This is a genomic window from Achromobacter ruhlandii (assembly GCF_902859695.1).
Lineage (GTDB): Bacteria > Pseudomonadota > Gammaproteobacteria > Burkholderiales > Burkholderiaceae_B > Achromobacter > Achromobacter ruhlandii.
In genome coordinates this window covers 35,731-59,489 of record NZ_CADIJL010000021.1, presented here as the reverse complement: position 1 = coordinate 59,489, position 23,759 = coordinate 35,731, and the positions used below count along the sequence as shown (strand labels likewise).

General features: G+C 68.9%; 20 protein-coding genes. 9 read left to right on the top strand and 11 right to left on the bottom strand.

What is annotated here, in order from left to right:
- Nucleotides 1-34 precede the first annotated feature (34 nt).
- Nucleotides 35-1,501, bottom strand: coding sequence for an N-acyl-D-glutamate deacylase (locus HV742_RS22000; RefSeq protein ID WP_054415891.1), 1,467 nt, complete (start codon nucleotides 1,499-1,501; stop codon nucleotides 35-37).
- 148 nt (nucleotides 1,502-1,649) lie between these two features.
- On the opposite strand from HV742_RS22000, the gene HV742_RS21995 reads away from it, so the two are divergent.
- Entirely contained in the window at nucleotides 1,650-2,618 is a 969-nt protein-coding gene (locus HV742_RS21995) for a LysR family transcriptional regulator (protein ID WP_175146351.1), read from the top strand.
- A gap of 68 nt (nucleotides 2,619-2,686) precedes the next feature.
- Here the strand turns inward: HV742_RS21995 and HV742_RS21990 are convergent, their stop codons facing one another.
- The 3 genes from HV742_RS21990 to HV742_RS21980 are packed head-to-tail and all read right to left on the bottom strand — an operon-like array spanning nucleotide 2,687 to nucleotide 5,238.
- A complete protein-coding gene (locus HV742_RS21990; protein WP_059271521.1) occupies nucleotides 2,687-3,130 on the bottom strand; it encodes an SRPBCC family protein in 444 nt (147 codons plus the stop codon).
- 54 nt (nucleotides 3,131-3,184) lie between these two features.
- The gene (locus tag HV742_RS21985) at nucleotides 3,185-4,015 is read right to left on the bottom strand and encodes a phosphoenolpyruvate hydrolase family protein (protein ID WP_054415893.1); all 831 of its coding nucleotides are present in this window, start codon (nucleotides 4,013-4,015) and stop codon (nucleotides 3,185-3,187) included.
- Between the two features lie 11 nt (nucleotides 4,016-4,026).
- On the bottom strand, nucleotides 4,027-5,238 hold the full coding sequence (locus HV742_RS21980) for a Tm-1-like ATP-binding domain-containing protein (protein ID WP_049073059.1): 1,212 nt from the start codon (nucleotides 5,236-5,238) through the stop codon (nucleotides 4,027-4,029).
- A gap of 159 nt (nucleotides 5,239-5,397) precedes the next feature.
- Between HV742_RS21980 and HV742_RS21975 the strand changes: the two genes are divergently transcribed.
- From HV742_RS21975 to HV742_RS21960, 4 genes are all read left to right on the top strand, one after another.
- Nucleotides 5,398-6,063: a TetR/AcrR family transcriptional regulator gene (locus tag HV742_RS21975; RefSeq protein WP_254601214.1), complete on the top strand. Its 666-nt coding sequence runs from the start codon at nucleotides 5,398-5,400 to the stop codon at nucleotides 6,061-6,063.
- 125 nt (nucleotides 6,064-6,188) lie between these two features.
- Nucleotides 6,189-7,838, top strand: a complete 1,650-nt coding sequence (locus HV742_RS21970; RefSeq protein WP_175146349.1) for a CehA/McbA family metallohydrolase domain-containing protein — start codon at nucleotides 6,189-6,191, stop codon at nucleotides 7,836-7,838.
- A 172-nt stretch (nucleotides 7,839-8,010) separates the two neighbouring features.
- Nucleotides 8,011-9,201: an NAD(P)/FAD-dependent oxidoreductase gene (locus HV742_RS21965; protein ID WP_054415895.1), complete on the top strand. Its 1,191-nt coding sequence runs from the start codon at nucleotides 8,011-8,013 to the stop codon at nucleotides 9,199-9,201.
- A complete protein-coding gene (locus HV742_RS21960; protein ID WP_175146348.1) occupies nucleotides 9,198-9,638 on the top strand; it encodes a DUF1641 domain-containing protein in 441 nt (146 codons plus the stop codon). Before HV742_RS21965 ends, HV742_RS21960 begins: the two co-directional genes overlap by 4 nt.
- A 111-nt stretch (nucleotides 9,639-9,749) precedes the next feature.
- On the opposite strand, the gene clpB is transcribed toward HV742_RS21960, so the two are convergent.
- Nucleotides 9,750-12,356: an ATP-dependent chaperone ClpB gene (clpB, locus tag HV742_RS21955; protein ID WP_049073056.1), complete on the bottom strand. Its 2,607-nt coding sequence runs from the start codon at nucleotides 12,354-12,356 to the stop codon at nucleotides 9,750-9,752.
- Between the two features lie 153 nt (nucleotides 12,357-12,509).
- Here clpB and HV742_RS21950 point away from each other — a divergent pair, with 153 nt between their 5' ends.
- From HV742_RS21950 to HV742_RS21935, 4 genes are all read left to right on the top strand, one after another.
- The gene (locus HV742_RS21950) at nucleotides 12,510-12,941 is read left to right on the top strand and encodes a gamma-glutamylcyclotransferase family protein (RefSeq protein WP_054415898.1); all 432 of its coding nucleotides are present in this window, start codon (nucleotides 12,510-12,512) and stop codon (nucleotides 12,939-12,941) included.
- A gap of 123 nt (nucleotides 12,942-13,064) precedes the next feature.
- Entirely contained in the window at nucleotides 13,065-13,793 is a 729-nt protein-coding gene (locus tag HV742_RS21945; protein WP_049073054.1) for a helix-turn-helix domain-containing protein, read from the top strand.
- A gap of 14 nt (nucleotides 13,794-13,807) precedes the next feature.
- Nucleotides 13,808-15,010 (top strand): hypothetical protein, encoded by a 1,203-nt coding sequence (locus HV742_RS21940; protein WP_437340567.1) that lies wholly within the window; start codon nucleotides 13,808-13,810, stop codon nucleotides 15,008-15,010.
- A gap of 256 nt (nucleotides 15,011-15,266) precedes the next feature.
- Nucleotides 15,267-16,568 carry an MFS transporter gene (locus tag HV742_RS21935; RefSeq protein ID WP_049073052.1) on the top strand — a complete coding sequence of 434 codons (1,302 nt, stop codon included), beginning with the start codon at nucleotides 15,267-15,269 and terminating at the stop codon, nucleotides 16,566-16,568.
- Nucleotides 16,569-16,668: 100 nt separating this feature from the next.
- Here the strand turns inward: HV742_RS21935 and HV742_RS21930 are convergent, their stop codons facing one another.
- The 6 genes from HV742_RS21930 to HV742_RS21905 all read right to left on the bottom strand — a co-directional run bounded on the left by HV742_RS21930 (nucleotide 16,669) and on the right by HV742_RS21905 (nucleotide 23,642).
- Nucleotides 16,669-17,010 (bottom strand): carboxymuconolactone decarboxylase family protein, encoded by a 342-nt coding sequence (locus HV742_RS21930; RefSeq protein ID WP_049073051.1) that lies wholly within the window; start codon nucleotides 17,008-17,010, stop codon nucleotides 16,669-16,671.
- Between the two features lie 350 nt (nucleotides 17,011-17,360).
- Entirely contained in the window at nucleotides 17,361-17,696 is a 336-nt protein-coding gene (locus HV742_RS21925) for a 2Fe-2S iron-sulfur cluster-binding protein (protein ID WP_175146347.1), read from the bottom strand.
- Between the two features lie 79 nt (nucleotides 17,697-17,775).
- Nucleotides 17,776-18,363 (bottom strand): NUDIX domain-containing protein, encoded by a 588-nt coding sequence (locus tag HV742_RS21920; protein WP_049077675.1) that lies wholly within the window; start codon nucleotides 18,361-18,363, stop codon nucleotides 17,776-17,778.
- 330 nt (nucleotides 18,364-18,693) lie between these two features.
- Nucleotides 18,694-19,947 (bottom strand): Hsp70 family protein, encoded by a 1,254-nt coding sequence (locus HV742_RS21915; RefSeq protein WP_175146346.1) that lies wholly within the window; start codon nucleotides 19,945-19,947, stop codon nucleotides 18,694-18,696.
- 361 nt (nucleotides 19,948-20,308) lie between these two features.
- On the bottom strand, nucleotides 20,309-22,456 hold the full coding sequence (locus HV742_RS21910; RefSeq protein WP_175146345.1) for a TonB-dependent siderophore receptor: 2,148 nt from the start codon (nucleotides 22,454-22,456) through the stop codon (nucleotides 20,309-20,311).
- A gap of 220 nt (nucleotides 22,457-22,676) precedes the next feature.
- Nucleotides 22,677-23,642, bottom strand: coding sequence for a GlxA family transcriptional regulator (locus tag HV742_RS21905; protein WP_175146344.1), 966 nt, complete (start codon nucleotides 23,640-23,642; stop codon nucleotides 22,677-22,679).
- Nucleotides 23,643-23,759: the final 117 nt, after the last annotated feature.

Sequence of the window (23,759 nt, the reverse complement as noted above, 5' to 3'; positions counted from 1 at the left end):
CGGGATTGTCTCCTGTGGGGATCGGTTCTGCTTGTTATCGGGAAAGAACGGGCGCGGCGGCGATGCTGGCGTCGCGGCGCAATATCCTGCCGGGACGATGCGTGCCGGGCGCCGCCGGGAACACCGGGCAGCCGTTGACCAGCACATGCTCGATGCCGGCCGAGGCCAGCGTCGGCGCGTCCCAGGTGGCGCGGTCGCACACCGTGTCGGCGTCGAACACCACCACGTCGGCCCAGGCGCCCACGGCCAGCCGGCCGCGATCGGCCAGGCCGAAGACGCGCGCCGGCAGCGAGGTCATCTTGGCCACCGCGGCCTCCAGCGTCAGCAGCTCGGCCTCGCGCACGTAGCGTCCCAGCACGCGCGTGAAACTGCCCCACAGGCGCGGGTGCGGATGGGCGTCGTTGGGCAGGCCGTCGGAGCCCACCATGCAGCATTCGTGCTGGAAGATGCGGCGCACTTCGTTTTCGTCCATGGCGAAGTAGATCGCGCCCGCCGGGCACAGGCGGCGCGCCGCCGTGACCGGATCGCAGCCCCAGCGCGCGGCGATCTCGGCCAGCGACTGGCCGCCGCATTCGGGATGCGGCGTCGACCAGGTGATGCGGATGTCGTCGATCTGGTCGGCGCGCTCGGGAATCAGGATGGTGGAGCTGCCGGGGTACGGGTAGATGTCCAGCGCCACGTCGACGCCGGCGGCGCGGGCGCGGTCGATGTTGGCCAGCGTGGCGGCGCTCTTGCCCCAGTTGGCCGGCATCATGCATTTGTGGTGCGACAGCACCGTGGCGCAGCCGGTGCGGCGGCCGATGCCCAGCACCTCGTCGACGGCGGCCTCGACCGCGTCGCCCTCGTTGCGGATGTGGCTGGTGTGCAGCGCGCCGTGCGCGGCCGCCACCCGCGCCAGGCCGTCCAGTTCGGCCTCGCCGGCGACGCCGCCGGGCTGATAGGCCAGGCCCGTGCTGAACCCCACCGCGCCAGCCTCCAACGCCTCGGCCAGCATGCGCTCCATGGCCTGCTGTTGATCAACGCTGGGCTGCGCCGCCGGATCGGGCATCGCGGCCAGGCGCAGGTTGGCGTGGCCCACCAGGGCGGCCACGTTGATCATCGGCCGCTGCGCCTGCAGCGCGCCGAAATACGCGGCCATGTCCGCGAACAGCGGCGAATCGCCCAGCAGCGCCAGCGCCGCGGCGGTGTTGCCCGGCAGTGGCGCGGGGGCGCCGCTGATGCCACAGTTGCCGACCACCACCGAGGTGATGCCCTGGCTGGTCTTCCATTCCAGGCCCGGCTTTTCCACGAACATCAGGTCGTCGTGACCGTGGGTGTCGATGAATCCGGGCGCGACGATCCTGCCGCCGACATCGAGGCGCCGCGCGGCCGGAGCGGCCGACAGATCGCCAATGGCGGCGATGCGCTCGCCGCGGATGCCGACGTCGGCGCGGCGGCGCGCGGCGCCCGTCCCGTCGATCACCCAGCCGCCTTCGATAACCAGATCCAGTTCTTCCTGCATGCCACTTCCGTCTCGATAGGGCCGGCATCGAGGCCGGCCGCTTGCGGGCCGTCCACCGACGGCTCCGATGCTTGATGAAGCCCCTAGTATCGTCGGCCCGATCAATCTGGAAAAATTGTTTTTATTGATCCATCCATCGTGATTTGAAATGAATCGTCTGCCCAAGCACGTCACCCTCAAGCATCTGACCGCGTTCGTCGCGGTGGCCCAGGAATCCAGCTTCACGCATGCGGGCAAGCGACTGTTCCAGACCCAGTCGTCGGTGACCAGCCTGGTGCGCCAGTTGGAAGAGGCGCTGGCCACGCGCCTGTTCGCGCGCACCAGCCGGCGCGTGCTGCTGACGGCGGCGGGCGAGGAGTTCCTGCCGCGCGTGATGCGCCTGCTGGCCGATTTCGATGGCGCGATCGAGGACGTGGTGCGCTTTGGCGCGCTGGAACGCGGCCGGGTCGGCGTGGCGGCCGCGCCCTCGGCCATCACCGAGCTGATCGCGCCGGCGGCGGCGCGGTTCGCGGCGCAGTATCCCGCCATCCGCCTCTACCTGAGCGACGACAACTCCGGCCGCATCCAGCGCAAGGTGGCCGCGCGCGAAGTCGATTTCGGCCTGACCAGCCGCTGGGCCGATGCGCCCGGCCTGCAATTCGACGCGCTATTGGAAGACCGCTTCGGCGTGCTGTACCGGCGCGACGACGCCAGCCTGCGCCCGGGCCGCGACGGCGCCATGCGCTGGTCCGACCTGGCGGGCCGCAAGCTGGTGGGGGTGGTGGACGAGACCGGCATCATGGCGCTGCTGCGGGCCCGCGCGGACCTGCCGATCGAAGCCGCCGCGCCCTTCTACGAAGCCTCCAGCACCACTTCCCAGGCAGCGTTGGTGAAGGCCGGCATGGGCGTGGCGCTGCTGCCCGCGCTGGCGGCGCAGCGGGTGCTGGAACCGGGGTTGGCATACGCGCTGCTGGCGCGGCCGACGGTGGTGCGCACGCTGTGCATCATCCGCCACAAGGAACATGCGCTGAGCCCGGCGGCCGAAGCGCTGATCCGCGCCATCCGCGACTACCTGCGCGGCGCGGCGCTGCCGGCCGGCTGCAAGCTGTCGGCGAGCGCGACGCGCCGGCGCGCCTGACGCGGATCGCGTCGCCACGGCAACGCCAGCGGGGCATGCGCCCGCCCCGCCGCGACGCTACGCGCCGCTCAGGCGCGCAGTTTCTCGTCCAGGGCCGCCAGACCGGCGGCGAACACGCCCTGTCCCACGGCGGTCGCCACCGCCTGCAGGTCGGCATCCGCCTCGACGCGGAAATCGGCCCACCATTCCACCAGCGTCGTGCCGCTCTCGGTGATGGCGCGCAGATTGACGCCCGCGACGTAGTCACGCATCGGCAGATCGGTCTCGATGATGGAATAGCGCAGCGCGGTGCCCGGGTCGTCCAGCATCAGCAACTGCTCGCGCACGAAGCCCGAAGGCTTGAGCGACAGGTAGCGCACCGAGCCGATGGCGTCGTGGCGGCCGCCGTCTTCCAGGCGGCTGTGCGCAATGCCGGGGTGCCACCCCGCCAGGCCGTTGAAATCACGAAACAGCGGCCAGACCTTGGCCAGCGGCGCCTGGACGATGGCGCTGGTGTAGACGGTATGCGGCATGCGGACTCCTGACGGGCGCGCGGCGCCCCGACGGAAACGGAGGAAGGGGAAATTTCAGAACGTCAGTTGCTTGAACTCGCGGGTAGCGGCGGTCAGCGCCTGCTCGGTGGGCAGGCGCTCCATCGAGCTGGCGCCGTAGAAACCGTGGCAATGCTGGCAATGGCGCAGGATGTGGGCGGCGTCCTCGGGCGTGGCGATGGGGCCGCCGTGGCACAGCACGATCACGTCGGGGCGCACGGCCAGGGCGGCCGCCGCGATGCGGTCGATGGCGGCGACGCAGTCATCCAGCGTCAGCGCGGTCTCGGCGCCGATCGAACCGCCGGTGGTCAGGCCCATGTGCGCCACGATGATATCGGCGCCGGCCCGCGTCATGGCCACGGCGTCGTCCTCGTTGAAAACGTAGGGCGTGGTCAGCATGCCCTTTTCGTGCGCTAGGCGGATCATGTCCACTTCCAGCGCGTAGCCCATGCCGGTCTCTTCCAGGTTGGCGCGGAAGGTGCCGTCGATCAGGCCCACGGTGGGGAAATTCTGCACGCCGGCAAAACCCTGGCGCTTGAGGTCGTCCAGGAACACGTCGAAGTCGCAGAACGGATCGGTGCCGTTGACGCCGGCCAGCACCGGCGTGCGCTTGACCACCGGCAGCACTTCGCGGCCCATGTCGACCACGATCTCGTTGGCATTGCCGTAGGCCAGCAGGCCGGCCAGCGAGCCGCGCCCGGCCATGCGATAGCGGCCCGAGTTGTAGATCACGATCAGGTCGATGCCGCCCGCTTCCTCGCACTTGGCGGACAGTCCGGTCCCGGCGCCGCCGCCCACGATGGGGGTGCGGTCGCGCACCATGGCGCGGAACTTGTCCAGCAGTTGGTTACGGTCAAAGCGCGGCATGGCGAAAATCCTCAATGTTTGGCGATGGCTAGGAACTGCTCGACCGCCGTGCGGGCGAACAGCGGATCGTTGATGTGGCACGGCACGCGCACCAGGCGCCGGTCGGCGGTCTGCACCAGGCGCGACTCCAGCGCCTCGAACAGCGCGGCGTCGGCCTGCGGATCCCAGAATGCCTGGCCCGGCGCGTCCAGCGCCGAGACGCCGCCTTCCGGGATCAGGAAGCGCACGGGGCCGTCGCAGCGGTTCAGCCGGTCGGCGATCCATTCGCCCTGGCGGCGGTTCTCTTCCGCCGTGGTGCGCATCAGCGTCACCTGCGGGTTGTGGGGGTAGAAGGTGCGGCCCTGGTAGCGCTCGGGCACCGAATCCATGGCGCCGAAATTGACCATGTCGAGCGCGCCGCAGGAGCCCACGTAGGGCGCGCGCGTGCGGGCCACGGCGCCAAAGCGGTCTTCGGTGCAGGCCAGCACGCCGCCGAACAGGAAGTCGCAGACCTCGGTGGTGGTCAGGTCCAGCACGCCGGACAGCAGATGGCTGTCGAGCAGCTTTTCCATCGACTGGCCGCCGGTGCCGGTCGCGTGGAATACCAGGCAGTCATAGCGCGATTCGAGCAGCGGCGTGACCTGCTGCACGCAGGCGGTGGTGACGCCGAACATGGTGATGCCGACGGCGGGCCGGCTGTCATCGCCCGCGGCGCTGGCGGCCTGGCGGAAGGCGCCGCCGATGGCGCCGGCGGCATTGGCCAGCACCCGGCGCGAGATGCGGTTCAGGCCGGCCACGTCGGTCACCGAGTACATCATCGCGATGTCCGACGGCCCGACGTAGGGCGCGACGTTGCCCGACGCCATGGTCGAGACCATCAGCTTGGGCACGCCGATGGGCAGCGCGCGCATCGCCGGGGTGATCAATGCGGTGCCGCCGGAGCCGCCCAGGCCCAGCAAGGCGCCGATGTCGGGGTTGGCGGCGGCATAGTGTTCGAATGCCAGCGCCATGGCAGCGATGGCGCTGCCCCGGTCGCCCGTGAACACGGCCTGCTCGCCCTGCGGGTGGCTGCGCGCCACTTCCCGTGCCTGCACTTGCGCCGCGCTGGCCGCGCCGGTGGTGGACACGTCCACCGAAACCACGTCCAGGCCTTCGCGCCTGAGCAGCTCGACCACGTACTCGGCCTCGTGGCCCTTGGTGTCGTAGGTGGCGGCCACGAAAACCCGCCGATTCGAATGCGTCATGACTCCTCCGCGGGCGGCTACACTCGGTGCGCGCCTCGATATATGTGCCGGGCGCGAGCCCTGTAGAATCAAGAAATGAGACGAAAGAATCATACTGAGACGCCTGTCTCACGTCAAACCACGAACGCCGCGCGCAAGGCGGCCGCCGCCCCGGCGCGCCTGATCGCGCCCGCCAGCCGCCAGGCCGCCGCCAGCGGCGAACCGCCGCACGGGCCGCGCGCGCGCATGCGCAAGATCCTGCTGGACGCCGCGCAGCGCCTGATGGCGCAAGGCATCACGCCGTCGGTGGCCGAGCTGGCCGAGCATGCCCAGGTGTCGCGCGCCACCGCCTACCGCTACTTTCCCAGCCAGAGCGCGTTGATCGCGGCCGTGGTCGACGAGAGCCTGGGGCCGATCCTGGCCTGGGACTCGACCGCGCCGGACGCCGCCACCCGCGTCGACGAACTGCTGCGCTTCGCCTACCCGCGCCTGCAGGCGCACGAAGCGTCGCTACGCGCCGCCATCCAGGTCTCGCTGCAGCAGCACGCCGAAGCCAGCGCCGGCCGCGCCGGCAACCAGCCGCGGCTGGTGCGCGGCCACCGCATCGACATCCTCAAGCGCGCCATCGCGCCGCTGGCCGGCACGCTCACGCCGGCGCAGCAGGATCGCGTGGCGCAGGCGCTGTCGCTGGTCTATGGCACCGAAGTGTTCCTGGTGCTCAAGGACATCTGGGGCCTGGACCAGACAGCGGTCACCGAGGTCGCGCGCTGGACCGCCAGCGCCATCATCCGGCAGGCGCTGGCCGAGGCGGCCGCCACGCCGGCGGCCGATCCGCGCAAGCGCTGACCGCCGCCGCGCCGTCGGGGCGCATCCGCCCCGTCTCTCTGTCATTCCCACGTCACCCGCGCGCTTCATAGTGCGGGCCTTCGCGGCGCCGCCTCCTCGCGGCCCGCATGACGCTGGAGCATTGAATGCAGTTCGAAGTAACCCGCCTGCGGCGGGCCCTGATGCCGTTGTCGCTGGCTTGCGTAACCCTGCTGAGCGCCTGCGGCGGCAGCGATGATGACGAAGACACGCCCGCCGTCACGCCACCGCCTCCGGTCGTGACCGACCCCGCGCCGCCGGCACGCACGGGGGCCTGGAGCGCCGGCGACCTGCATGTGCACACGATCCAGTCCGACGACGCCCAGACCACGCTGGAAAGCGTGCTGGACCAGGCCTTCGACCGCTACCAGCTGGACTGGGCCGCGCTTTCGAACCACCTGCGCATGTCCGTGCGCGACAACACCGGCGCCAACATTCCCGGCGGCTCGATCCCGTTCTCGGCCGGCATGGCGCGCTATGAAGTGCCGTTCATCAAGCAGGCGCAGGCGGCGGGCCGCTACGCCGGCAAGATCATCTTCTCGTCGTTCGAGTGGGACATGCCCACGCACGACCACGTCAACATCGGCATCGGCACCAACGACCCGCTATCCGACAAGTCGCTGCGCGCCGTGGCGGAATTCGAATATCTGTACACCAACAAGGCCGCCAACCTGTTCGATCCGCAGTTGGTATCGGACCTGGCCGGCCAGACGCGCGCCTACACCACGCACGCCGATTCGCTGACAGCGCTGAAGTGGCTGCGCGACAAGCACCCCGACAGCTACATGCTGCTGAACCACCCGTCGCGCTACGCCGGCAAGTACACCATCGGCCAGTTGCGCGAGATGCACGACCTGGCGCCGTCGATCTTCTTCGCCATCGAGGGCATGGTCGGCAACCAGATGGAACCCGACCGCGGCGGCTATGCCGAGGCCTACACGGCCGACAAGCTGCCCAACCGCACCTACGGCGGCGTCGACTACCTGGTGGCCAAGCTGGGCGGCACCTGGGACGCGCTGCTGGGCGAAGGCCGCCACATCTGGACCGTGGCCGATTCGGACTTCCATTTCCGCGTCAACGCCACCGGCCAGTACAGCAGCGGCTACGCGCCGGGCGAGTACGCCAAGACCTACGTCTGGAAGGATGGCAAGGACATGGCGGCGGTGGTCGCGGGCCTGAAGAGCGGCCGCATGTTCGGCGTCTTCGGCGACCTGATCGACGCGCTCGAATTCCAGGCGCAGGGCGCCTCGGGCACGGCCCGGATGGGCGGCGAACTGACGGCGGCCAAGGGCGAGCAGGTGGAGGTCACCATCCGCTTTCGCAGCCCCGCCAGCAACCACTACGAGTATCCGATCGAAAGCGGCAACCCCACCTACGTCAAGCCGACCGTGCACCATGTCGACCTGATCGTGGGCGATGTCGGCGCCCGCGCCGCCGCCGGCACGCCGGCATACGACAACGCCACCAATCCGAGCACCCGCGTGCTGGGCCGCTACACCAGCAAGGACTGGACCGTGGACAAGGACGGCTACAACGTCATCAAGGTCAAGCTGACCGCCGACAAGAGCCAGTATCTGCGCCTGCGCGGCACCAACCTGGCGCCGGACGTGGCGGGCGAGACCGCCAACGGCGAACCGTTGCCGGACGCCAAGGTCGATCTGGCCGATAACGCGGCCCGCTTCAACGCCATCAACGCGCGCAATTACAACGACCTGTGGTTCTATTCGAACCCGGTGTTCGTCACCGTCAAACAGTAAGACGGCCTGCGCCGGCGCGGCATTTCGAGCCGCGCCGGCCCGATCCGAGACGCGACCGGCATGGATGCTCTTTTATAAGTCACAGTTATTTTGTTGACCGGCCACCCCTCAATTGCTACATATGAGGACGCAACTGCACTTGGTTCCTGATTATTCTCATCGGAGGATTTTTATGAGCAAGCGAATTGTTGTCGTGGGGGGCGGGGTCGGCGGCACCATGCTGGCCAACCAACTGGTCCACAAGCTGTACCCCGAAGTGTCGGCAGGCAAGGTCAGCATCATGTTGCTGTCCGATTCGCCGGATCATTACTACAAGCCGGCCTTCATGTATGTGGCGTTCAACCTGTTTTTCCAGGAAGAACTCAAGCGTCCCGAACGGTCCCTGCTGCGGCCCGAGATCGATTTCCGCGTCGACAAGGTGACGCGCTTCGATTTCGATGCCCAGCAACTGCACACCCGCGGCGGCAAGCGCCACGGCTACGACTATCTCGTGATCGCGACCGGCTGCGTGCCCGCGCCGGAGCGCATCGAAGGGCTGCGGGAAGCGGGCGACCATTTCTACCAGTACGAGCCGGCGCGGCAGCTCGCCAGCCGCCTGTCCACGATCGAACGCGGCCGCGTGTTCGTCAGCGTCACCTTTCCCAAGACGCCGAATGTGCCGCACCAGTGCGGCATCGCGCCGATCGAGACCACGCTGATGCTGGACGACTATCTGCGCCGACGCGGCGTGCGCGACCGGGTGGAGATCGTCTACACCTACCCCACCACCTCGCAACTGCTGCGCAACTGCCTGTTCCTGCAAAAGCCCACCTGCGAAGTGCTGCCGGCCATCTTCGAGCAACGCGGCATCCGGTTCCAGCGCGGTTTCACGCTGGCGAAGGTGGACCCCGATCGCCGCATTGCCTACTCGGAGGAAGGCGTCGAGCAGCCGTTCGACATCCTCATGGCCACGCCGCCGATACGCGCGGTCGACGCGGTGCTGGAATCGGGCGCTTCGCAGGCGCCCGACAACGAGGGCTGGCTGCCCACCGATCACGAAACCATGCAGGTCTATGGCCTGCGCAATGTGTACGTGATCGGCGACACCGTGGACCTGCCGGTGAGCAAGGCCGGCGGCTCGTGCCACAACCAGGCGCCCGTCATCGCCAACAACATCGCCGGCGAGATCCGGCTGGGCCATCCCTGCAGCGCCTATGACGGCCGCGTCCAGGCCGTGGCGCAGATGGGCCTGAACGCGGGCATGCCGCTCTGGTATGACTACACCCACGACGTGCGGCCGACGCCGCCGACCAAGCTGGGCGGACTGCTGCGGCATGGTTTCAACCGGGGCCTGTACTGGTCCGTCGCCAGGGGAATGCTATGAACGCACCGCACGACAACAGCCTGTCCAACGCAGGCCAAGGCGACGCCCTGCTTGATGCGCCACCCGCGGCGGCTGGCAACGATGCGCTGGCGCAGCTCGCCGGCAAGCTGCAACCGCTGGCCGACAGCGGCCGGCTGGACAATCTGGTCGACCTGCTGGCGCTGGCGTCCGACCTGGTCGACCTGCTCGATGCCCCCATGGTGGAAAAGCTCGGCACGCTGTCGGAGCAGGCCACGGGCGCGGCCTGGACCCTGTCCAACGCCTGGCGCGCGGCCCACGCGCAAGGGTTGCAAGAGGCGCGCCCCCCGGGCCTGGGCGGACTGTTCCAGCTCTCGCGCGACGAGGACACGCGGCGCGGGCTGGCGCTGGTGCTGCGGACGCTGCAAGGCCTGGGCCGTCAGGTGGGCGATCAACGGCGGGACTACGCCCCTTCCTGATGCCGTTGGCGGGGCCGCCCGCGCGGCCCCCGCTGTCCAAAACAAAGCCCCGCAAGCGCTTGCCTGCGGGGCTTTTGGGGTGCGCGCCGGGGATGGACGACGCGACCGGGTTTACTGCAACGTGCGCGTGAACACGAACTTGCCGTCGCGCCAATCCACCGGCACCACGTCGCGCGGACCGAACTGGCCTTCCAGGATCAGCCGGGCGACCGGGTTCTCGATCTGCTGCTGGATGGTGCGCTTGAGCGGACGCGCCCCGAACACCGGATCGAAACCGTCGCGGGCCAGTTCGGCCAGCGCGGGCTCGGTCACTTCCAGCCGCATCTCCTGCTTTTCCAGGCGCTCGGCCAGGCGGCGCAGCTGGATGCGGGCGATGGACTCGATGTGCTGCGCTTCCAGTGCGTGGAACACCACCACTTCGTCGATGCGGTTCAGGAACTCGGGCCGCAGCGTCTGCTTGAGTTCGCCCCAGACCACTTCCTTGACCACGTCGTACGGCTGGCCGGCCAGCGTCTGGATATGCTGCGAACCCAGGTTCGACGTCATCACGATGACGGTGTTGCGGAAGTCCACCGTGCGGCCCTGGCCGTCGGTCAGGCGGCCGTCGTCCAGCACCTGCAGCAGCACGTTGAAGACGTCCGGGTGCGCCTTTTCGACTTCATCGAGCAGCACCACGCTGTACGGCTTGCGGCGCACGGCCTCGGTCAGGTAGCCGCCCTCTTCGTAGCCCACGTATCCGGGCGGCGCGCCGATCAGCCGCGCCACCGAGTGCTTCTCCATGAATTCGCTCATGTCGATGCGGATCATGTGCTCTTCGGAGTCGAACAGGAACTCGGCCAGCGCGCGCGTCAGCTCGGTCTTGCCCACGCCGGTGGGGCCCAGGAACAGGAACGAACCGTACGGGCGCGAGGGATCCGCCAGGCCCGCGCGCGAACGGCGGATGGCATCGGACACCAGGCGCACGGCCTCGTCCTGCCCAACCACGCGCTTGTGCAGGTATTCCTCCATGTGCAGCAGCTTTTCGCGTTCGCCCTGCATCATCTTGGACACCGGGATGCCGGTGGCGCGCGACACGACTTCGGCGATTTCCTCGGCGCCGACACGCGTGCGCAAGAGGCGCGGACGGCCTTCGCCGCCTTCGGCCTCCTCGGCCGCCTCGGCGGCGCCCACCTCGGCGGCCTTCAGGCGCGCTTCCAGGTCGGGCAGCTTGCCGTACTGCAGCTCGGCCAGCTTGTCGAACTGGCCCTTGCGTTGCAGCTCCGCCATTTCGGCGCGCACGCTGTCGATCTCTTCCTTGATGGCCTGGGTGCCCTGCACCGCGGCCTTCTCGGCCTTCCAGATTTCCTCGAAGTCGTTGTACTCGCGTTGCAGTTTCTCGAGCTCGTCCTCGATCACGCCCAGGCGGCGCTTGGAGGCGTCGTCGGTTTCCTTCTTGACGGCCTCGCGCTCGATCTTGAGCTGGATGATGCGGCGGTCGAGCTTGTCCATCACTTCCGGCTTGGAATCGATTTCCATGCGGATGCGGGCGCCGGCCTCGTCGATCAGGTCGATCGCCTTGTCGGGCAGGAAGCGGTCGGTGATGTAGCGGTGCGAGAGTTCGGCCGCGGCCACGATGGCCGGGTCGGTGATCTCGACGCCGTGGTGGATCTCATAGCGCTCCTGCAACCCGCGCAGGATGGCGATGGTGGACTCGACATCGGGTTCGTCGACCAGCACCTTCTGGAAGCGGCGTTCGAGCGCGGCGTCCTTTTCGATGTACTTGCGGTATTCGTCCAGCGTGGTGGCGCCGATGCAGTGCAGCTCGCCGCGCGCCAGCGCCGGCTTGAGCATGTTGCCGGCGTCCATCGCGCCCTCGGCCTTGCCGGCGCCGACCATGGTGTGCAGCTCGTCGATGAAGACGATGTTGCTGCCGTCGTCCTGCGACAGTTCCTTGAGCACGGCCTTCAGGCGCTCTTCGAATTCGCCGCGGAACTTGGCGCCGGCCAGCAGCGCGGCCAGGTCGAGCGACAGCACGCGCTTGCCGCGCAGGGTCTCGGGCACTTCGTCGTTGACGATGCGCTGCGCCAGGCCTTCGACGATGGCGGTCTTGCCCACGCCGGGCTCGCCGATCAGGACGGGGTTGTTCTTGGTGCGGCGCTGCAGAATCTGGATGGTGCGGCGGATTTCGTCGTCGCGGCCGATGACCGGGTCGAGCTTGCCCTGGCGGGCGCGCTCGGTCAGGTCGAGGGTGTACTTGGACAGCGCCTCGCGGTTGGATTCGCCTTCGGCGCCGGAGACGTTCTCGCCGCCGCGCACGGCGTCGATGGCGGCCTCCAGGGCCTTTTTCTGCAGGCCCGCGTCGCGCAGGATGCGGCCGGCCTCGCCCTTGTCGTCGGCCAGGGCCAGCAGGAACAGTTCGCTGGCGATGTAGGTGTCGCCGCGGCGCGCGGCTTCCTTGTCGGTGCGGGTCAGCACGCCCTGCAGGTCGCGGCCGACCTGGACGTTGTCATCGCCCTGCACCTGGGGCAGCGCCTTGAGCGCGGCGTCCAGGGCCGGCTGCAGCCGGTTGACGGCCACGCCGGCGCGCGCCAGCAGGCTGCCGGCGCCGCTGTCCGGGTCGGACAGCAGCGCCGCCAGCACGTGGACGGGCTCGATGTAGGGATGATCGTTGCGGGCGGCCAGACTCTGAGCGTCGGCCAGGGCTTGCTGGAACTTGGTGGTCAGTTTGTCGAATCGCATAATGGTCGTTGGTGGCTTGTTGGTGAGCCTGACCGATACGCGCCGGCGGGCTCGATGACCTGAATATGCGGCCGGATGCGAGAATTTCAATACCTCGTCGGCCGCATGGATTTGGGTCGGTTAACGCATCCGCGTACAGCAACAATCTGTCCCATGAGCATATACGTTTTTGTCTACGGCACGCTACGCGCGGGCGAAATCAATGACCTGGCGCAAGCCGCCGCGCGCCGCGGCCTGCCGCCGGCGCGCCACGTCGGCCCGGCCACGGTGCCCGGCATGCTGGTGGATTTCGGCGACTGGCCCGGATTGCTCCCGGTGACCGATGGCCGGCGGGTGCTGGGCGATATCTACGAGGTCGACCCGGCCCTGGTCGCCCTGATGGATGAGATCGAGGAATACGTCCCCGGCCGCCCCGGCTGCTTCGTGCGCCGGCCGGTGCTGGCCCGGCCGCTGGCGCCTGGCGCCGCCCCGGTGGCCTGCGACTACTACCCCATCGACCCGGCCTGGCGGGGGGCGGCGGCGGACATCGACGGGGACGACTGGATCGCCTATCGGCGCGCCCGCCCGGCCCGATCGCAACCGTAGGAATGCGCTACAAAATGCCGCGTAAGACACCCGTAGTAACAACGGACTACAATGGGTACCTGTCTTCACGCTTTAAGCCCGTCCAGGCTACCCGCCAGGTCTAGGCACTATAAAGGTCATCGTATGCAAAAACGGGTTCCCGTTGCCCCTGATGCCGCCCACTGTTCCACGTGTATGCTGGGCCACGTGTGTGTCCCGGTCGGGATGGCAGCCGCCGAAGTGGAAAAGCTGGACGAACTGGTGAAAGAACGCGTGCGCCTCGAAAAGGGCAAGACGCTGTATTCGCTGGATCATCCCCTGGACGCCGTCTACGGCGTGCGCTTCGGCAGCCTGAAAACGCAGCTCGAAGACGCCACCGGCCAGATCCAGATCACCGGTTTCCACCTGCCCGGCGAGATCGTCGGCATGGACGGCATGCTCGATGGCAAGCACGTCTCGGCCGCCGTGGCCCTGGAAGACTCCGAAGTCTGCGTGATCCGCCTGAACGAAGTCGACCGCGTGGCCACCCACCTGCCCTCGCTGCAGCAGCAGTTCCGCCGCCTGATGAGCCGCGAAATCACGCGCTCGCACCAGATGCTGGCGTCGCTGGGCTCGATGCGTTCCGAACAGCGCCTGGCCGCGTTCCTGCTGAACCTGTCGCAGCGCTATGCGTCGCTGGGCTACTCGTCGACCGAGTTCGTGCTGCGCATGAGCCGCGAGGAAATCGGCAACTTCCTGGGCCTGACCCTGGAGACGGTCAGCCGGCTGTTCTCGCGCTTCGCGCGCGACGGCCTGATCCGCATCAACCAGCGCGAAGTCCGCATCCTGGACCAGCCCGCGCTCAAGCAACTGCTGGGCCACGAGGGCTGCTGACGCCCGCCCGCGCCATGCGCCGCACAGCCGCACCCGGCGCCGCGCAGCCCCATCCGGCTCCGCGCGTGCCGCGCTCGCGCCGAGCCTGGGGCGTGGCGGCGCTGACCCTGGCGGCCCTGCTGCCCCTGGCGGCGCGCGCGCAGACGCCGCTGCCCGACCCCTACGATTACGACGAACCCGCGCCCGCCCCCAAGCGGGTGGTGGTGCCGCGCTGGCAGACGCTGGAACTGGGCAAGCCCGGCCATCGCTACAAGGTGCCGGTCTATGCTAACCGGAACCTGGCGCGCGGCGACCTGCGCGATATCAAGCAGATCGTGATCGTGTTCCATGGGGTCAAGCGCAATGCCGACGCCTATTACGAAACCGTTGCCACGCTGCTGGCGACCAACCCCGCCCGCGCCAACGACACACTGATCCTGGCGCCGCGCTTTGTCGGTTCGATCGACTCGGGCTTCGCCGGCATGGCCGCGTGGCGCAAGGCCAGTTGGGAAGACGGCGAGGACAGCGTGCAGGCCAACGGCCGGCCCGCGCCGGTCAGCTCGTTCCAGGTGATTGACGACCTGCTGCGCAGCCTGGACGACCGCAAGCGCCTGCCGATCCTGGCCGGCATCGTGCTGGCCGGGCATTCCGGCGGCGGCCAGCTGGTGCAGCGCTACGCCGTGCTGAACCAGATCGACGGCCCGTTGCGCCGCGACGGCATCGCGGTGCGCTACGTGATCGCCAACCCCTCGTCATACCTGTATCTGACCCGCGAACGCCCGCGCCCCGACGGCAAGGGCTACGCGCCCTACGAGCGCGGCATCTGCCCCACCTACAACCAGTACAAGTACGGCACCGACAAGCTGCCCGCGTACGCGCAGGAAACCGATGACACGCGCCTGTTCATCCGCTACGCGGCGCGCGACGTGACCTACCTGCTGGGCGGCGCCGACAACAACCCCGAGCACCGCCTGCTGGACAAGACCTGCGGCGCCGAGGCCCAGGGGGCGACGCGGCTGGCGCGCGGCACCGCCTACCTGCAGTACGAGCGCATCGTCGCCGCGCGCGGCAGCCGGCCGGTGACCCTGCATCGCGCCGGCTTCGAAGTGACGGGCATCGGCCACGACAACAAGGGCATGTTCCAATCGGTCTGCGGCGCGCGCGCCTTGTTTGGCGACGACGCCCAGGCGCCCGCCGGCGCGGCGGCCTGCACGGTGATCGAACCGCCGCGCAAGTAAGCGGCGATCCCCGCCGGCGGCGCGGCCGCCGACCCAGCCACGGCACCCGCGCGGCATTGCGCGGACAGTCCGCGGGCAAGGCGCCGCGGGCAATACGCACGGCGAGCCGAACGCAGGCACGGGACCGCAAGCCGCGTGCCTGCCGCCACGGCAATTCTTGACACCAAGCTGAACAAACATCCCGGACAAATGCAGGGGTGCATTTTTGTGCCGGCAGGCGCAAGATAGGCGGGTACCGTCTCCGTGGAAGACAGATATGAGCCAAGCGTATCTCGACATGCCCGACGCCAAACGCCGCATCAAGGCGATCTTCGTCGGCTCCATGGGCAACCTGGTCGAATGGTATGACTTCTACGCCTATACCGCCTTCGCCCTGTACTTCGCCCCCGCCTTCTTCCCCTCGCACGATCCCGTCGTGCAGCAGCTGAACGCCGCCACGCTGTTCGCCGCCGGCTTCATCGTGCGGCCGCTGGGGGGCTGGCTGTTCGGCCACCTGGCCGACCGGCACGGACGCCGATTATCGCTGATGGTCTCGGTGGGCATGATGTGCGTGGGGTCGCTGATCATCGCGGTCACGCCCACCTATGCCTCCATCGGCCTGGCGGCGCCGGCGCTGCTGGCGCTGGCGCGGGTCATCGAGGGCCTGAGCCTGGGCGGCGAATACGGCGCCAGCGCCACCTACCTCACCGAGATCGCCGATCCCGATCATCGCGGCTTCTATTCCAGCTTCCAGTACGTCACGCTGATCGGCGGCCAGCTCTGCGCGATCCTGGTGCTGCTGTTACTGCAGAACGTATTCCTGACGCATGAGCAGCTGGTGGAATGGGGCTGGCGCATTCCCTTCGTGATCGGCGCCATGCTGGCCATCATCACCGCCGTCATGCGGCGCGACATGCCGGAAACCGACTCCTACCGGCAGGCCAGCCAGACCAAGCCCAAGACCAGTTCCCTGCGCGGCCTGCTGCGCTATCCGCGCGAGGTCGCCATCGTGGTGGGCCTGACGGCCGGCGGTACGGCGGCGTTCTACACCTTCACCACCTACATGCAGACCTTCGTGCGGCAGACCGCCGGGTTCTCCGACATCGTCACCACCTACGTGATCGCCGCGTCGCTGATCTTCGCGCTGATCCTGCAGCCGCTGTATGGCGCGCTGTCCGACAGGATCGGCCGCAAGCCGCTGCTGGTGTTCTTCGGCATCGCCGGCGCGCTGCTTACCGTGCCGCTGCTGATGACGCTGTCGCAGACCCGCTCGCCGTTCATCGCCTTCCTGCTGATCTGCGCGGCCTGGATCTTCACGGCCGGCTACACCTCGATCAACGCCGTGGTGAAGGCCGAGCTGTTCCCCACCAATATCCGCGCCACCGGCGTGGCGGTGCCCTACGCCATCACCGTGTCGATCTTCGGCGGCACGGCGCCCGCCATCGCGCTCTGGTTCAAGCAGCAGGGTCACGAGCAGTGGTTCTACTACTACCTGGCGGGCGTGATCTTCATCTCGCTGCTGGTCTACGCGACCATGCGCGACACCAAGCATCAGTCGGCCATGCACCGGCACGACTGACGCCGCACGCGGGGAACGGCCCGCGTGCCCGGCCGCCAGTCCAAAGACGGGCCAGCGGCACGCGCCGGCGGCGTGCGACCGGGCGATGCTGCGCGGGCCGTCAGCCCGGCCGGTGCGCGCTGACGGCGTCCAGCACGCGGGCCGAATACACCATCGCGGCGCCGGCGTTCAAAGCCACCGCCACGCCCAGCGCCTCGCCGATTTCCTCGCGGGTGGCGCCGTGCTTGAGCGCCTGCGCCGAATGCACCGTGATGCAGCCGTCGCAGCGGGTCGTGACCGCCACCGCCAGCGCGATCAATTCGCGCGTCTTGGCATCCAGGTGCGCGGTCTTGGCGCCGGCGGCCGACAGCGCCTGGTAGCCCTTGAGCGTGTCGGGCGTCAGCGCGCCCAGTTCACCGATGCGGCCCATCAGTTCCTTTTGGTAATTCACCCAATCCAGCATGTCCTGCTCCTTGAAAAAAGCGGCGTGGCTGAATGCCTGACGCCATGGAGGCAGTATGCGCGGCCGGGCAGCGATGATTTAGCCGGAAAATCGCGCTTATATGCTTATTCGTATCAACCGCGACTCCGACGGTTGCCGTGCTGTGCCGGGCGGCTGGCGGCTGGCGGCTGGCGGCGGGCGGCTGGCGGCTGGCGGCGGGCGGCTGGCGGCGGGCGGCGGGAAGCGGGAAGCGGGAAGCGGGAAGCGGGAATCGGGAATCGGGAAGCGGAAAGCGGAAAGCGGAAAGCGGAAAGCGGGAAACGGGAAGCGGGAAGCGGAAAGCGGGCAGCGAGCGGAGGACGGACCACGGCCTAGCGCCGCGCACCCGTCAGCGGCCGCGGTGGCGCCGGCGGCGCCGGTTCTAGCGGCGCGGCTTGCAACGACTGGATTTCCAGCGGTGAGCGGGCCTGGGCCACGCAGGGCAGAATCCAGCCTTCTTCCTTCTCGTCGCGCGACAGGCCCGGCCATTCGATGCGGTAGGCGATCTCGCCTTCCAGCATCAGGCACATGCAGGCGCGACAAGTGCCGTTGCGGCAGGAACTGGGCAGCTTGATGCCGGCGGCCTGCGCTGCCGCCAGCAGGGTCGAATCGGCGCCGGCCTCGAACTGCATTCCGGACGGTTGCACCAGGACGGGAAAGACGGGCATGGTCGGCGGGATCGTTCGTCTAGTGAGGGCGGCGGCGCGGGCCGGCCTTCAGGGCGGGCCCGGGAAGACCGCTGTCCGCTCAGGCGGGCTGGTCCTGCCAGTCCAGCTGCCAGGCGCCGGACAGCACGTTCTGCAGCCACAGCGTGCAGGTCAGGGTCTTGGCGTCGGTGACTTCGCCCTTGGCGCAGGCCGCGTACAGGTCTTCGGGCCGGGCGCTGAAGACGTCGAGGAATTCGTCCTGGTCCAGCTGCCGGGGGCCGGCGCGCAGGCCGCGCGCAAAGTAGATGTGGATGATCTCGGTGGAATAGGCGATGGCCAGGTGCAGCGCGCCGGCGCGGGCCCACTGGGTGGCGGTGTAGCCGGTTTCTTCGAGCAGTTCGCGCTTGCCGCAGGCCAGCGGGTCTTCACCCGGATCGAGCTTGCCGGCGGGGAATTCGGTCATGACGCGGCCGATCGGATAGCGGAACTGGCGCTCGAGCAGCACGCGGCCGTCGTCGAGCAACGGGATCACCACCACCGCGCCCGGGTGCACGACGTACTCGCGCGTGGAGGTGTTGCCGTTGGGCAGCCGCACGGTGTCGTTGCGGATCTTGAGGAAGCGGCCATCGTAGGCGGCCTCGGTGGAGACGCGTTCTTCGAACAGATGGGAATCGGACTTGTCGGTCATGGCGCGGCGTGGGAAGGTGCGAGCGCCGCCACGCAAGGCGGCCGGCGCGAAGAGCTTGCAGCTTACCACCGCGCCCGTCATGGCCGCGTCATGGACCTGATGGGCGTGATGGTAATGACGGGCATCATGCCCCCTCCCCCGCGCCTGCGCATCGACGACCTGCGGACCATCGCCGATGCGGCCACCGCGGGCGCGCGACCTGCCTTCGAAGACGCGCACCGCGATCGACGCGCTGGCCGAGGGGGCCGGCGATGCCGGCAATATGACAGGGCGCGGCGCGCAGGCCCAAGCGCCGAGGATCTCGGGGCGGCAGGCTCGCCGCCCCGTGTATCAATCGAACTTGCGGCGGGCGTCCAGCGCCAGGCCGGCGCCGATGCTACCGAACAGGTCGCCTTCGACGCTGCGCGCCTGCGGCACCAGCGCCGAGACGCAATCGCGCAGGCGCGGCACGCGGCTGGAACCGCCGGTGAAGAACACCGTGTCCACGTCGGCGGGGGCGACGCCCGCGTCGCGCAGCAGGACGCCGACGGTCTGCTCGATCTTCTCGATCAGCCGCGCCACGCTAACGTCGAACGACGGCCGCGTCACGTCCACGCCCAGCTCGGGCGCGATGCGCGACAGGTCGATGCGCGCGGCCGGGCCTTCCGACAGCGCGATCTTGGCCTCTTCCACCTGCACCGCCACCCAGTGGCCGGCGCGCTGCTTGACCAGGTTCAGCAACAGGTCGATCTTGTCGCGGTCGCCGGCTTCGGCGCGGATGTAGGCGAAGTGTTCGGCCGCCTTGCGGGTGTAGGCCTGGTTGATGGTGTGCCAGCAGGCCAGGTTGCCGTATTGCGTGGACGGCACGTCCTTGCCGCTGCGCAACTGGCTGCCCAGCCCCAGCAGCGGCATGACGTGCGCCAGGCTGAGCTGCTTGTCGAAGTCCACCCCGCCAATGTGCACGCCGCCGTAGGCCAGGATGTCGTCGCGGCGATCCGGCTTGGCGGCGCGGCCCGGGCCCAGGCGGATCAGCGAGAAGTCGGAGGTGCCGCCGCCGATGTCGATGACCAGCACCAGTTCCTCGCGGTCGATCTGCGACTCGTAGTCGAAGGCCGCCGCCAGCGGCTCGAACTGGAATTCGATGTCGGTGAAGCCGACGCTGCGCGCGATCTCGCCCAGCGTGTCCTGGGCGGTCTGGTCGGCGGCGGGGTTGTCGTCGACGAAAAACACCGGCCGGCCCAGCACGGCGCGGGTGAAGTCGCGGCCGGCGGCGGTCTCGGCGCGGCGCTTGAGTTCGGCGATGAAGCGCGTCAGCAGCACGCGGAACGGGATCGAGCGGCCCTGCACCTCGGTGGAGCCGTCGATCAGCGAGCTGCCCAGCAGGCTTTTCATCGAGCGCATCAGGCGCCCGTCGTAGCCCGCCAGGTAGTCGGAGATGGCCGCGCGGCCGTAACTGACCTCGGCGTCTTCATCGTGGAAGAAGATGGCCGAGGGCAAGGTGGTCTTGCCGTCTTCGAGGGCCAGGAGCGCGCGCTGGTCGGGGCGGCTCCAGCCGACGGTGGAGTTGGAGGTGCCGAAGTCGACGCCGCATGCGGTGGAAATCATGGAAATTCGGGGGCTTGAAAGCAAAACGGCGCACAAGTGTAGCCGCAACCGCCCGAAACGCCATGTCACCCGGGGCGGCGCAGCGCCAGCGTCCCGAATGCCAGGGTGGCAACGGCCGCCAGCAGCCCGCCGCCGAAACCGGCGGCATAGCCCGCCCGGGCGGCCACCCCGGTAAGGAGAGTGACGGAGCCAGGATCCCGAGCCCCGGGCCGGCTCCAGACTGGCCGAGGGCACGGCTCGCCCCTGCCAACCGCCGAGGTCTCGATGGCGATCGCGGGAGTTTTTGCTGGCTGGACGGCCGGGGATCGCTCAAGCCCCGCGTGACGGGCCTCGCCCTGGCCGCCTCATCCGATGACGACGGTCAATACTCGGCACGCACCGTCAGCATGAAATTGCGCGGCTCGCCGTAGTAGTTGGTCCAGCTGGCATCGTTCAGGCGCTGGTAGTAGACGCGGTCGAACAGGTTGTTGGCGTTGAGCGCCACCGTGACGTGCTTGTCGACGCGGTAGGCCACGCGCATGTCGGCCAGCGCGTAGCCGCCCTGGCGCAGCGTGATGGTCTTGGCCACGTTGTAGAAGCCCGATTGCACCTGCACGCCCCCGCCCACGCTCAGGCGCCGCTCCAGCGCCGGCAGGGCGTACTCGGTCCACAGGCGGAAGAGGTGCCTGGGCGTGAAGCTGGCATAGGGTTGGCCGCTGGCGCGCGTGTCCACCAGGTACTTGGTGGTGTTGAAGGTGTAGCCCGCCGCCACCGTCCAGTAGGGCGTGATGGCGCCGGCGGCCTCGGCCTCGAAGCCGCGGCTGCGGACCTCGCCCCCGGCGACCGAGGGGCAGCGTCGGCCCGCGCACACCACCGACGGGTCGGCCTGGGCGCGGTTCTTTTGCTGGATCTGGAACAGCGCCAGGGACACGTTGAGCGCGCCGTCCATCAGTTCGCCCTTGACGCCGGCCTCGGTGTTGGTGCCCGTGACCGGATCGAGCGGCTGGCCGTCGCGATCGAGCTGGTCGATTTGCGGCATGAATACCTGCGCGTAACTGCCATACAGCGACCACTGCCGGTCCAGGTCGACGATCAGGCCGCCATAGGGCGTGAATCTGGCGTTGGTGCGCTGACTCGCTTTGGGCGCTTGCAGCCGGCTCCAGTCCATGCGCGCGCCCAGCACCAGCGTCAGCGGATCGGCCAGCGAGAAGCGGCCCATGCCGTACACGCCCTGCTCCCGGTCGCGATTGATGCTCGCGAACTTGTAGGGGCCGATGTCGTAGTCGGGCACATCGCGCGGATGCCAGTGGAACACGTCCATCGGCATGTTCAACTGAGGGCTGGTGACATCGGCATTCAGGTTCTCGTACGAAGTCCGCAGTGAATTGGCGCCGAACAGCAGCTCGTGGCGCCGCCCGAACAGTTCGACCGGACCGCTGACGTAGGCGTCGACGCTGGTCTGGCTGTTGTCGTACTTGATGCCTCCTCCCGACAGCTTGGCGCCCAGGCCCGTCGCGCGGTCGATCCCGCCGTTGACGGTGAGGTACTTCATCTCGGAATTGGAGCGGAGATGGTCGACACTGAGCCGCGCGCGCCAGCCCTGGCCGAAGCGGTGGTCCAGGTCCGCGAACACGCGCGTCGTGTTCCAGTCGGAACGGCTGCCGGCGGACTCCAGGTTGACCGAGCGCCGCAGCCCGATCGGCGCGCCGTCCTTGTAGCGCGGCAGTCCGCCCATGCTGGGCGGCGGATGCGAGCGCACGCGGCTGTGCAGCAGGCCCGCCGACAGCACGGTGTCCGGGCCCAGATCGACCTCGGCAGTGCCGTAGAACAGGCCGGTCTTCTCGTTCGCGCTTTCATAGAAGAAGCCGCGGTCGGCCATGACCCCGACGACGCGGCCGCGCACGCGGCCGCTGTCGTTCAGCGGCCCGCCCAGGTCGACTTCGGCGCGATAGTTGTCCCAACTGCCGGCGCTGAGTTCTCCGCCGAAGGCGAATTGCCGCTGCCCGCGCTTGCGCACCAGGTTGACGGTGGCCGAGGGATTGCCGGCGCCGTGCAACAGGCCGTTGGCGCCGCGCAGGATTTCGACGCGCTCGTAGATGGCCATGTCTTCCGGCGCGGCGGCGCGGTTGCCCATCATGGCCGGCACGCCGTCCTGCTCGAAGGATTCGATCTGGAAGCCGCGCGCGAAGTAGGCCGTGGTGAGGTGATGGTGCGGCTGCACCGTGATGCCGGTGGCGTGCCGCATGACGTCGTCCAGGGTGTGCAGGTTCTGCTGGCGGATCTGTTCCTGGCCGATCACGGAGATCGATTGGGGCGTCTCGCGCACGCTCAAGGGCAGCTTGCCCAGCGTAGGCTGTTGCGTGGCGCCGGCTTCGCGCTCGCCGCTGACGGTGACCGCGGGCAAGGTGGCGGCGCCCTTGGCCTCCTGGGTGCCTTCGGCCAGCGCCGGCCCCGTCGCCACCGCCAGCCAGAGCGGCCATTGACGCGCCAACCGCGCGCGCCGCGCCTTGTTCCCGAACCTAGAACGCATGGGTACTTCTCCTTCGTTAATACTGAGAATTATTCTCATACATTTTCGAGGAGAAACCGCAACGCGCAGGCGTTTGTAAGACTCTTGCCATGGAAAACACAGAAGCGCGGCCGGCACGCCATAGCGCGGCTCGCCTTCAAGCGCCCGCCCCCGCTTCAGCCCGGGGGCACGGTTCGACGCTTTACTGAGCGGGGGGCGGTTATTACCGTTTTCACCCCGCTCATGCCAACGCGGCGCGGCGCGCGGCGCGGCGCAGCGCCTGGGGCGGCTGGCCGTAGACCCGCAGGAAGGCGCGCCGCATCCGTTCGCTGTCCATGAAACCGACGCGCCGCGCCACGCTGTCGATGCTGTCGTCGCCGGCCTCGATGCAGGCACGCGCCGCCTCGGCGCGGATGCGCTCGACCGCCTTGGCGGGGGTTTCGCCGGTATCGGCCTTGAAGCTGCGCAGGAACTGGCGCGGACTGACGCAGGCCACCTCGGCCAGATGCTCCACCGTCAGGGCCGCGCCCAGGTTGGCGCGGATATGTTCGAGCACCGCGCGCATGCGCTCGCTGTCGGGCGCCAGGTCCTGCAGGGCCGAGAACTGCGACTGGCCGCCCGAGCGGCGGTGATACACCACCATTTCGCGCGCGGTGGCGGCCGCCAGTTCGGCGCCCAGGTCGGCCTCCACCATCGCCAGCGCCAGGTCGATGCCGGCGGTGATACCGGCCGAGGTCCAGGTATCGCCGTCGCGGACATGGATGCGGTCAGGCTCGACCCGCACGCCCGGATGCTCGCGCGCCAGCATTGCGGCATGGCGCCAATGGGTGGTGGCGCGGCGGCCGTCGAGCAGGCCCGCGCCCGCCAGCACCAGGGCGCCGGTGCAGACACTGGCCAGGCGCCGGCCCGCCTGGCGCTGCGCCAGCAGGCGGGCGCGCAGGGCGAGCGTGACGGCGGCGGCGCGCGCGCCCTCCCCGCCAGGCACCACCAGGGTATCGGCGGGCGTGCCGTGCCAGGACACCGTCTGTACGCCGATGCCACAGGAGCTGCGCACCGGGCCGCCGTGTTCGGAGACGACGTGCACCGCATACGCGGGGCCGGCGGCGGTCTGCGCGAAACGGCCGGCGGTCTGGAACACCGCGGCCGGGCCGGACATGTCCAGCAACTGAAAATCGGGCACCAGCAGGAAGGCGACGTGGTGGGTCATGGCGGATGGGAGTTCAGGGTTGGGGCTGGGGTGGGGTTGGGCTGGGCTGAGGTGGGGTGGGGCCGGCGTTGGGGCTAGCGTTCGGGGCTAGCGTTCGGGGTTGGCGTTCGGGGTTGG

Bases quoted from the DNA above. Each gene is read 5' to 3' on its own strand.
- clpB (WP_049073056.1), bottom strand. From the start codon at position 12,356: ATGCGATTCGACAAACTGACCACCAAGTTCCAGCAAGCCCTGGCCGAC.
- HV742_RS21940 (WP_437340567.1), top strand. From the start codon at position 13,808: ATGCGCCGCACAGCCGCACCCGGCGCCGCGCAGCCCCATCCGGCTCCG.
- HV742_RS21905 (WP_175146344.1), bottom strand. From the start codon at position 23,642: ATGACCCACCACGTCGCCTTCCTGCTGGTGCCCGATTTTCAGTTGCTG.
- HV742_RS21925 (WP_175146347.1), bottom strand. From the start codon at position 17,696: ATGCCCGTCTTTCCCGTCCTGGTGCAACCGTCCGGAATGCAGTTCGAG.
- HV742_RS21920 (WP_049077675.1), bottom strand. From the start codon at position 18,363: ATGACCGACAAGTCCGATTCCCATCTGTTCGAAGAACGCGTCTCCACC.
- HV742_RS21945 (WP_049073054.1), top strand. From the start codon at position 13,065: ATGCAAAAACGGGTTCCCGTTGCCCCTGATGCCGCCCACTGTTCCACG.
- HV742_RS21990 (WP_059271521.1), bottom strand. From the start codon at position 3,130: ATGCCGCATACCGTCTACACCAGCGCCATCGTCCAGGCGCCGCTGGCC.
- HV742_RS21960 (WP_175146348.1), top strand. From the start codon at position 9,198: ATGAACGCACCGCACGACAACAGCCTGTCCAACGCAGGCCAAGGCGAC.
- HV742_RS21970 (WP_175146349.1), top strand. From the start codon at position 6,189: ATGCAGTTCGAAGTAACCCGCCTGCGGCGGGCCCTGATGCCGTTGTCG.
- HV742_RS21910 (WP_175146345.1), bottom strand. From the start codon at position 22,456: ATGCGTTCTAGGTTCGGGAACAAGGCGCGGCGCGCGCGGTTGGCGCGT.
- HV742_RS22000 (WP_054415891.1), bottom strand. From the start codon at position 1,501: ATGCAGGAAGAACTGGATCTGGTTATCGAAGGCGGCTGGGTGATCGAC.
- HV742_RS21930 (WP_049073051.1), bottom strand. From the start codon at position 17,010: ATGCTGGATTGGGTGAATTACCAAAAGGAACTGATGGGCCGCATCGGT.
- HV742_RS21965 (WP_054415895.1), top strand. From the start codon at position 8,011: ATGAGCAAGCGAATTGTTGTCGTGGGGGGCGGGGTCGGCGGCACCATG.
- HV742_RS21935 (WP_049073052.1), top strand. From the start codon at position 15,267: ATGAGCCAAGCGTATCTCGACATGCCCGACGCCAAACGCCGCATCAAG.
- HV742_RS21950 (WP_054415898.1), top strand. From the start codon at position 12,510: ATGAGCATATACGTTTTTGTCTACGGCACGCTACGCGCGGGCGAAATC.
- HV742_RS21915 (WP_175146346.1), bottom strand. From the start codon at position 19,947: ATGATTTCCACCGCATGCGGCGTCGACTTCGGCACCTCCAACTCCACC.
- HV742_RS21980 (WP_049073059.1), bottom strand. From the start codon at position 5,238: ATGACGCATTCGAATCGGCGGGTTTTCGTGGCCGCCACCTACGACACC.
- HV742_RS21985 (WP_054415893.1), bottom strand. From the start codon at position 4,015: ATGCCGCGCTTTGACCGTAACCAACTGCTGGACAAGTTCCGCGCCATG.
- HV742_RS21995 (WP_175146351.1), top strand. From the start codon at position 1,650: ATGAATCGTCTGCCCAAGCACGTCACCCTCAAGCATCTGACCGCGTTC.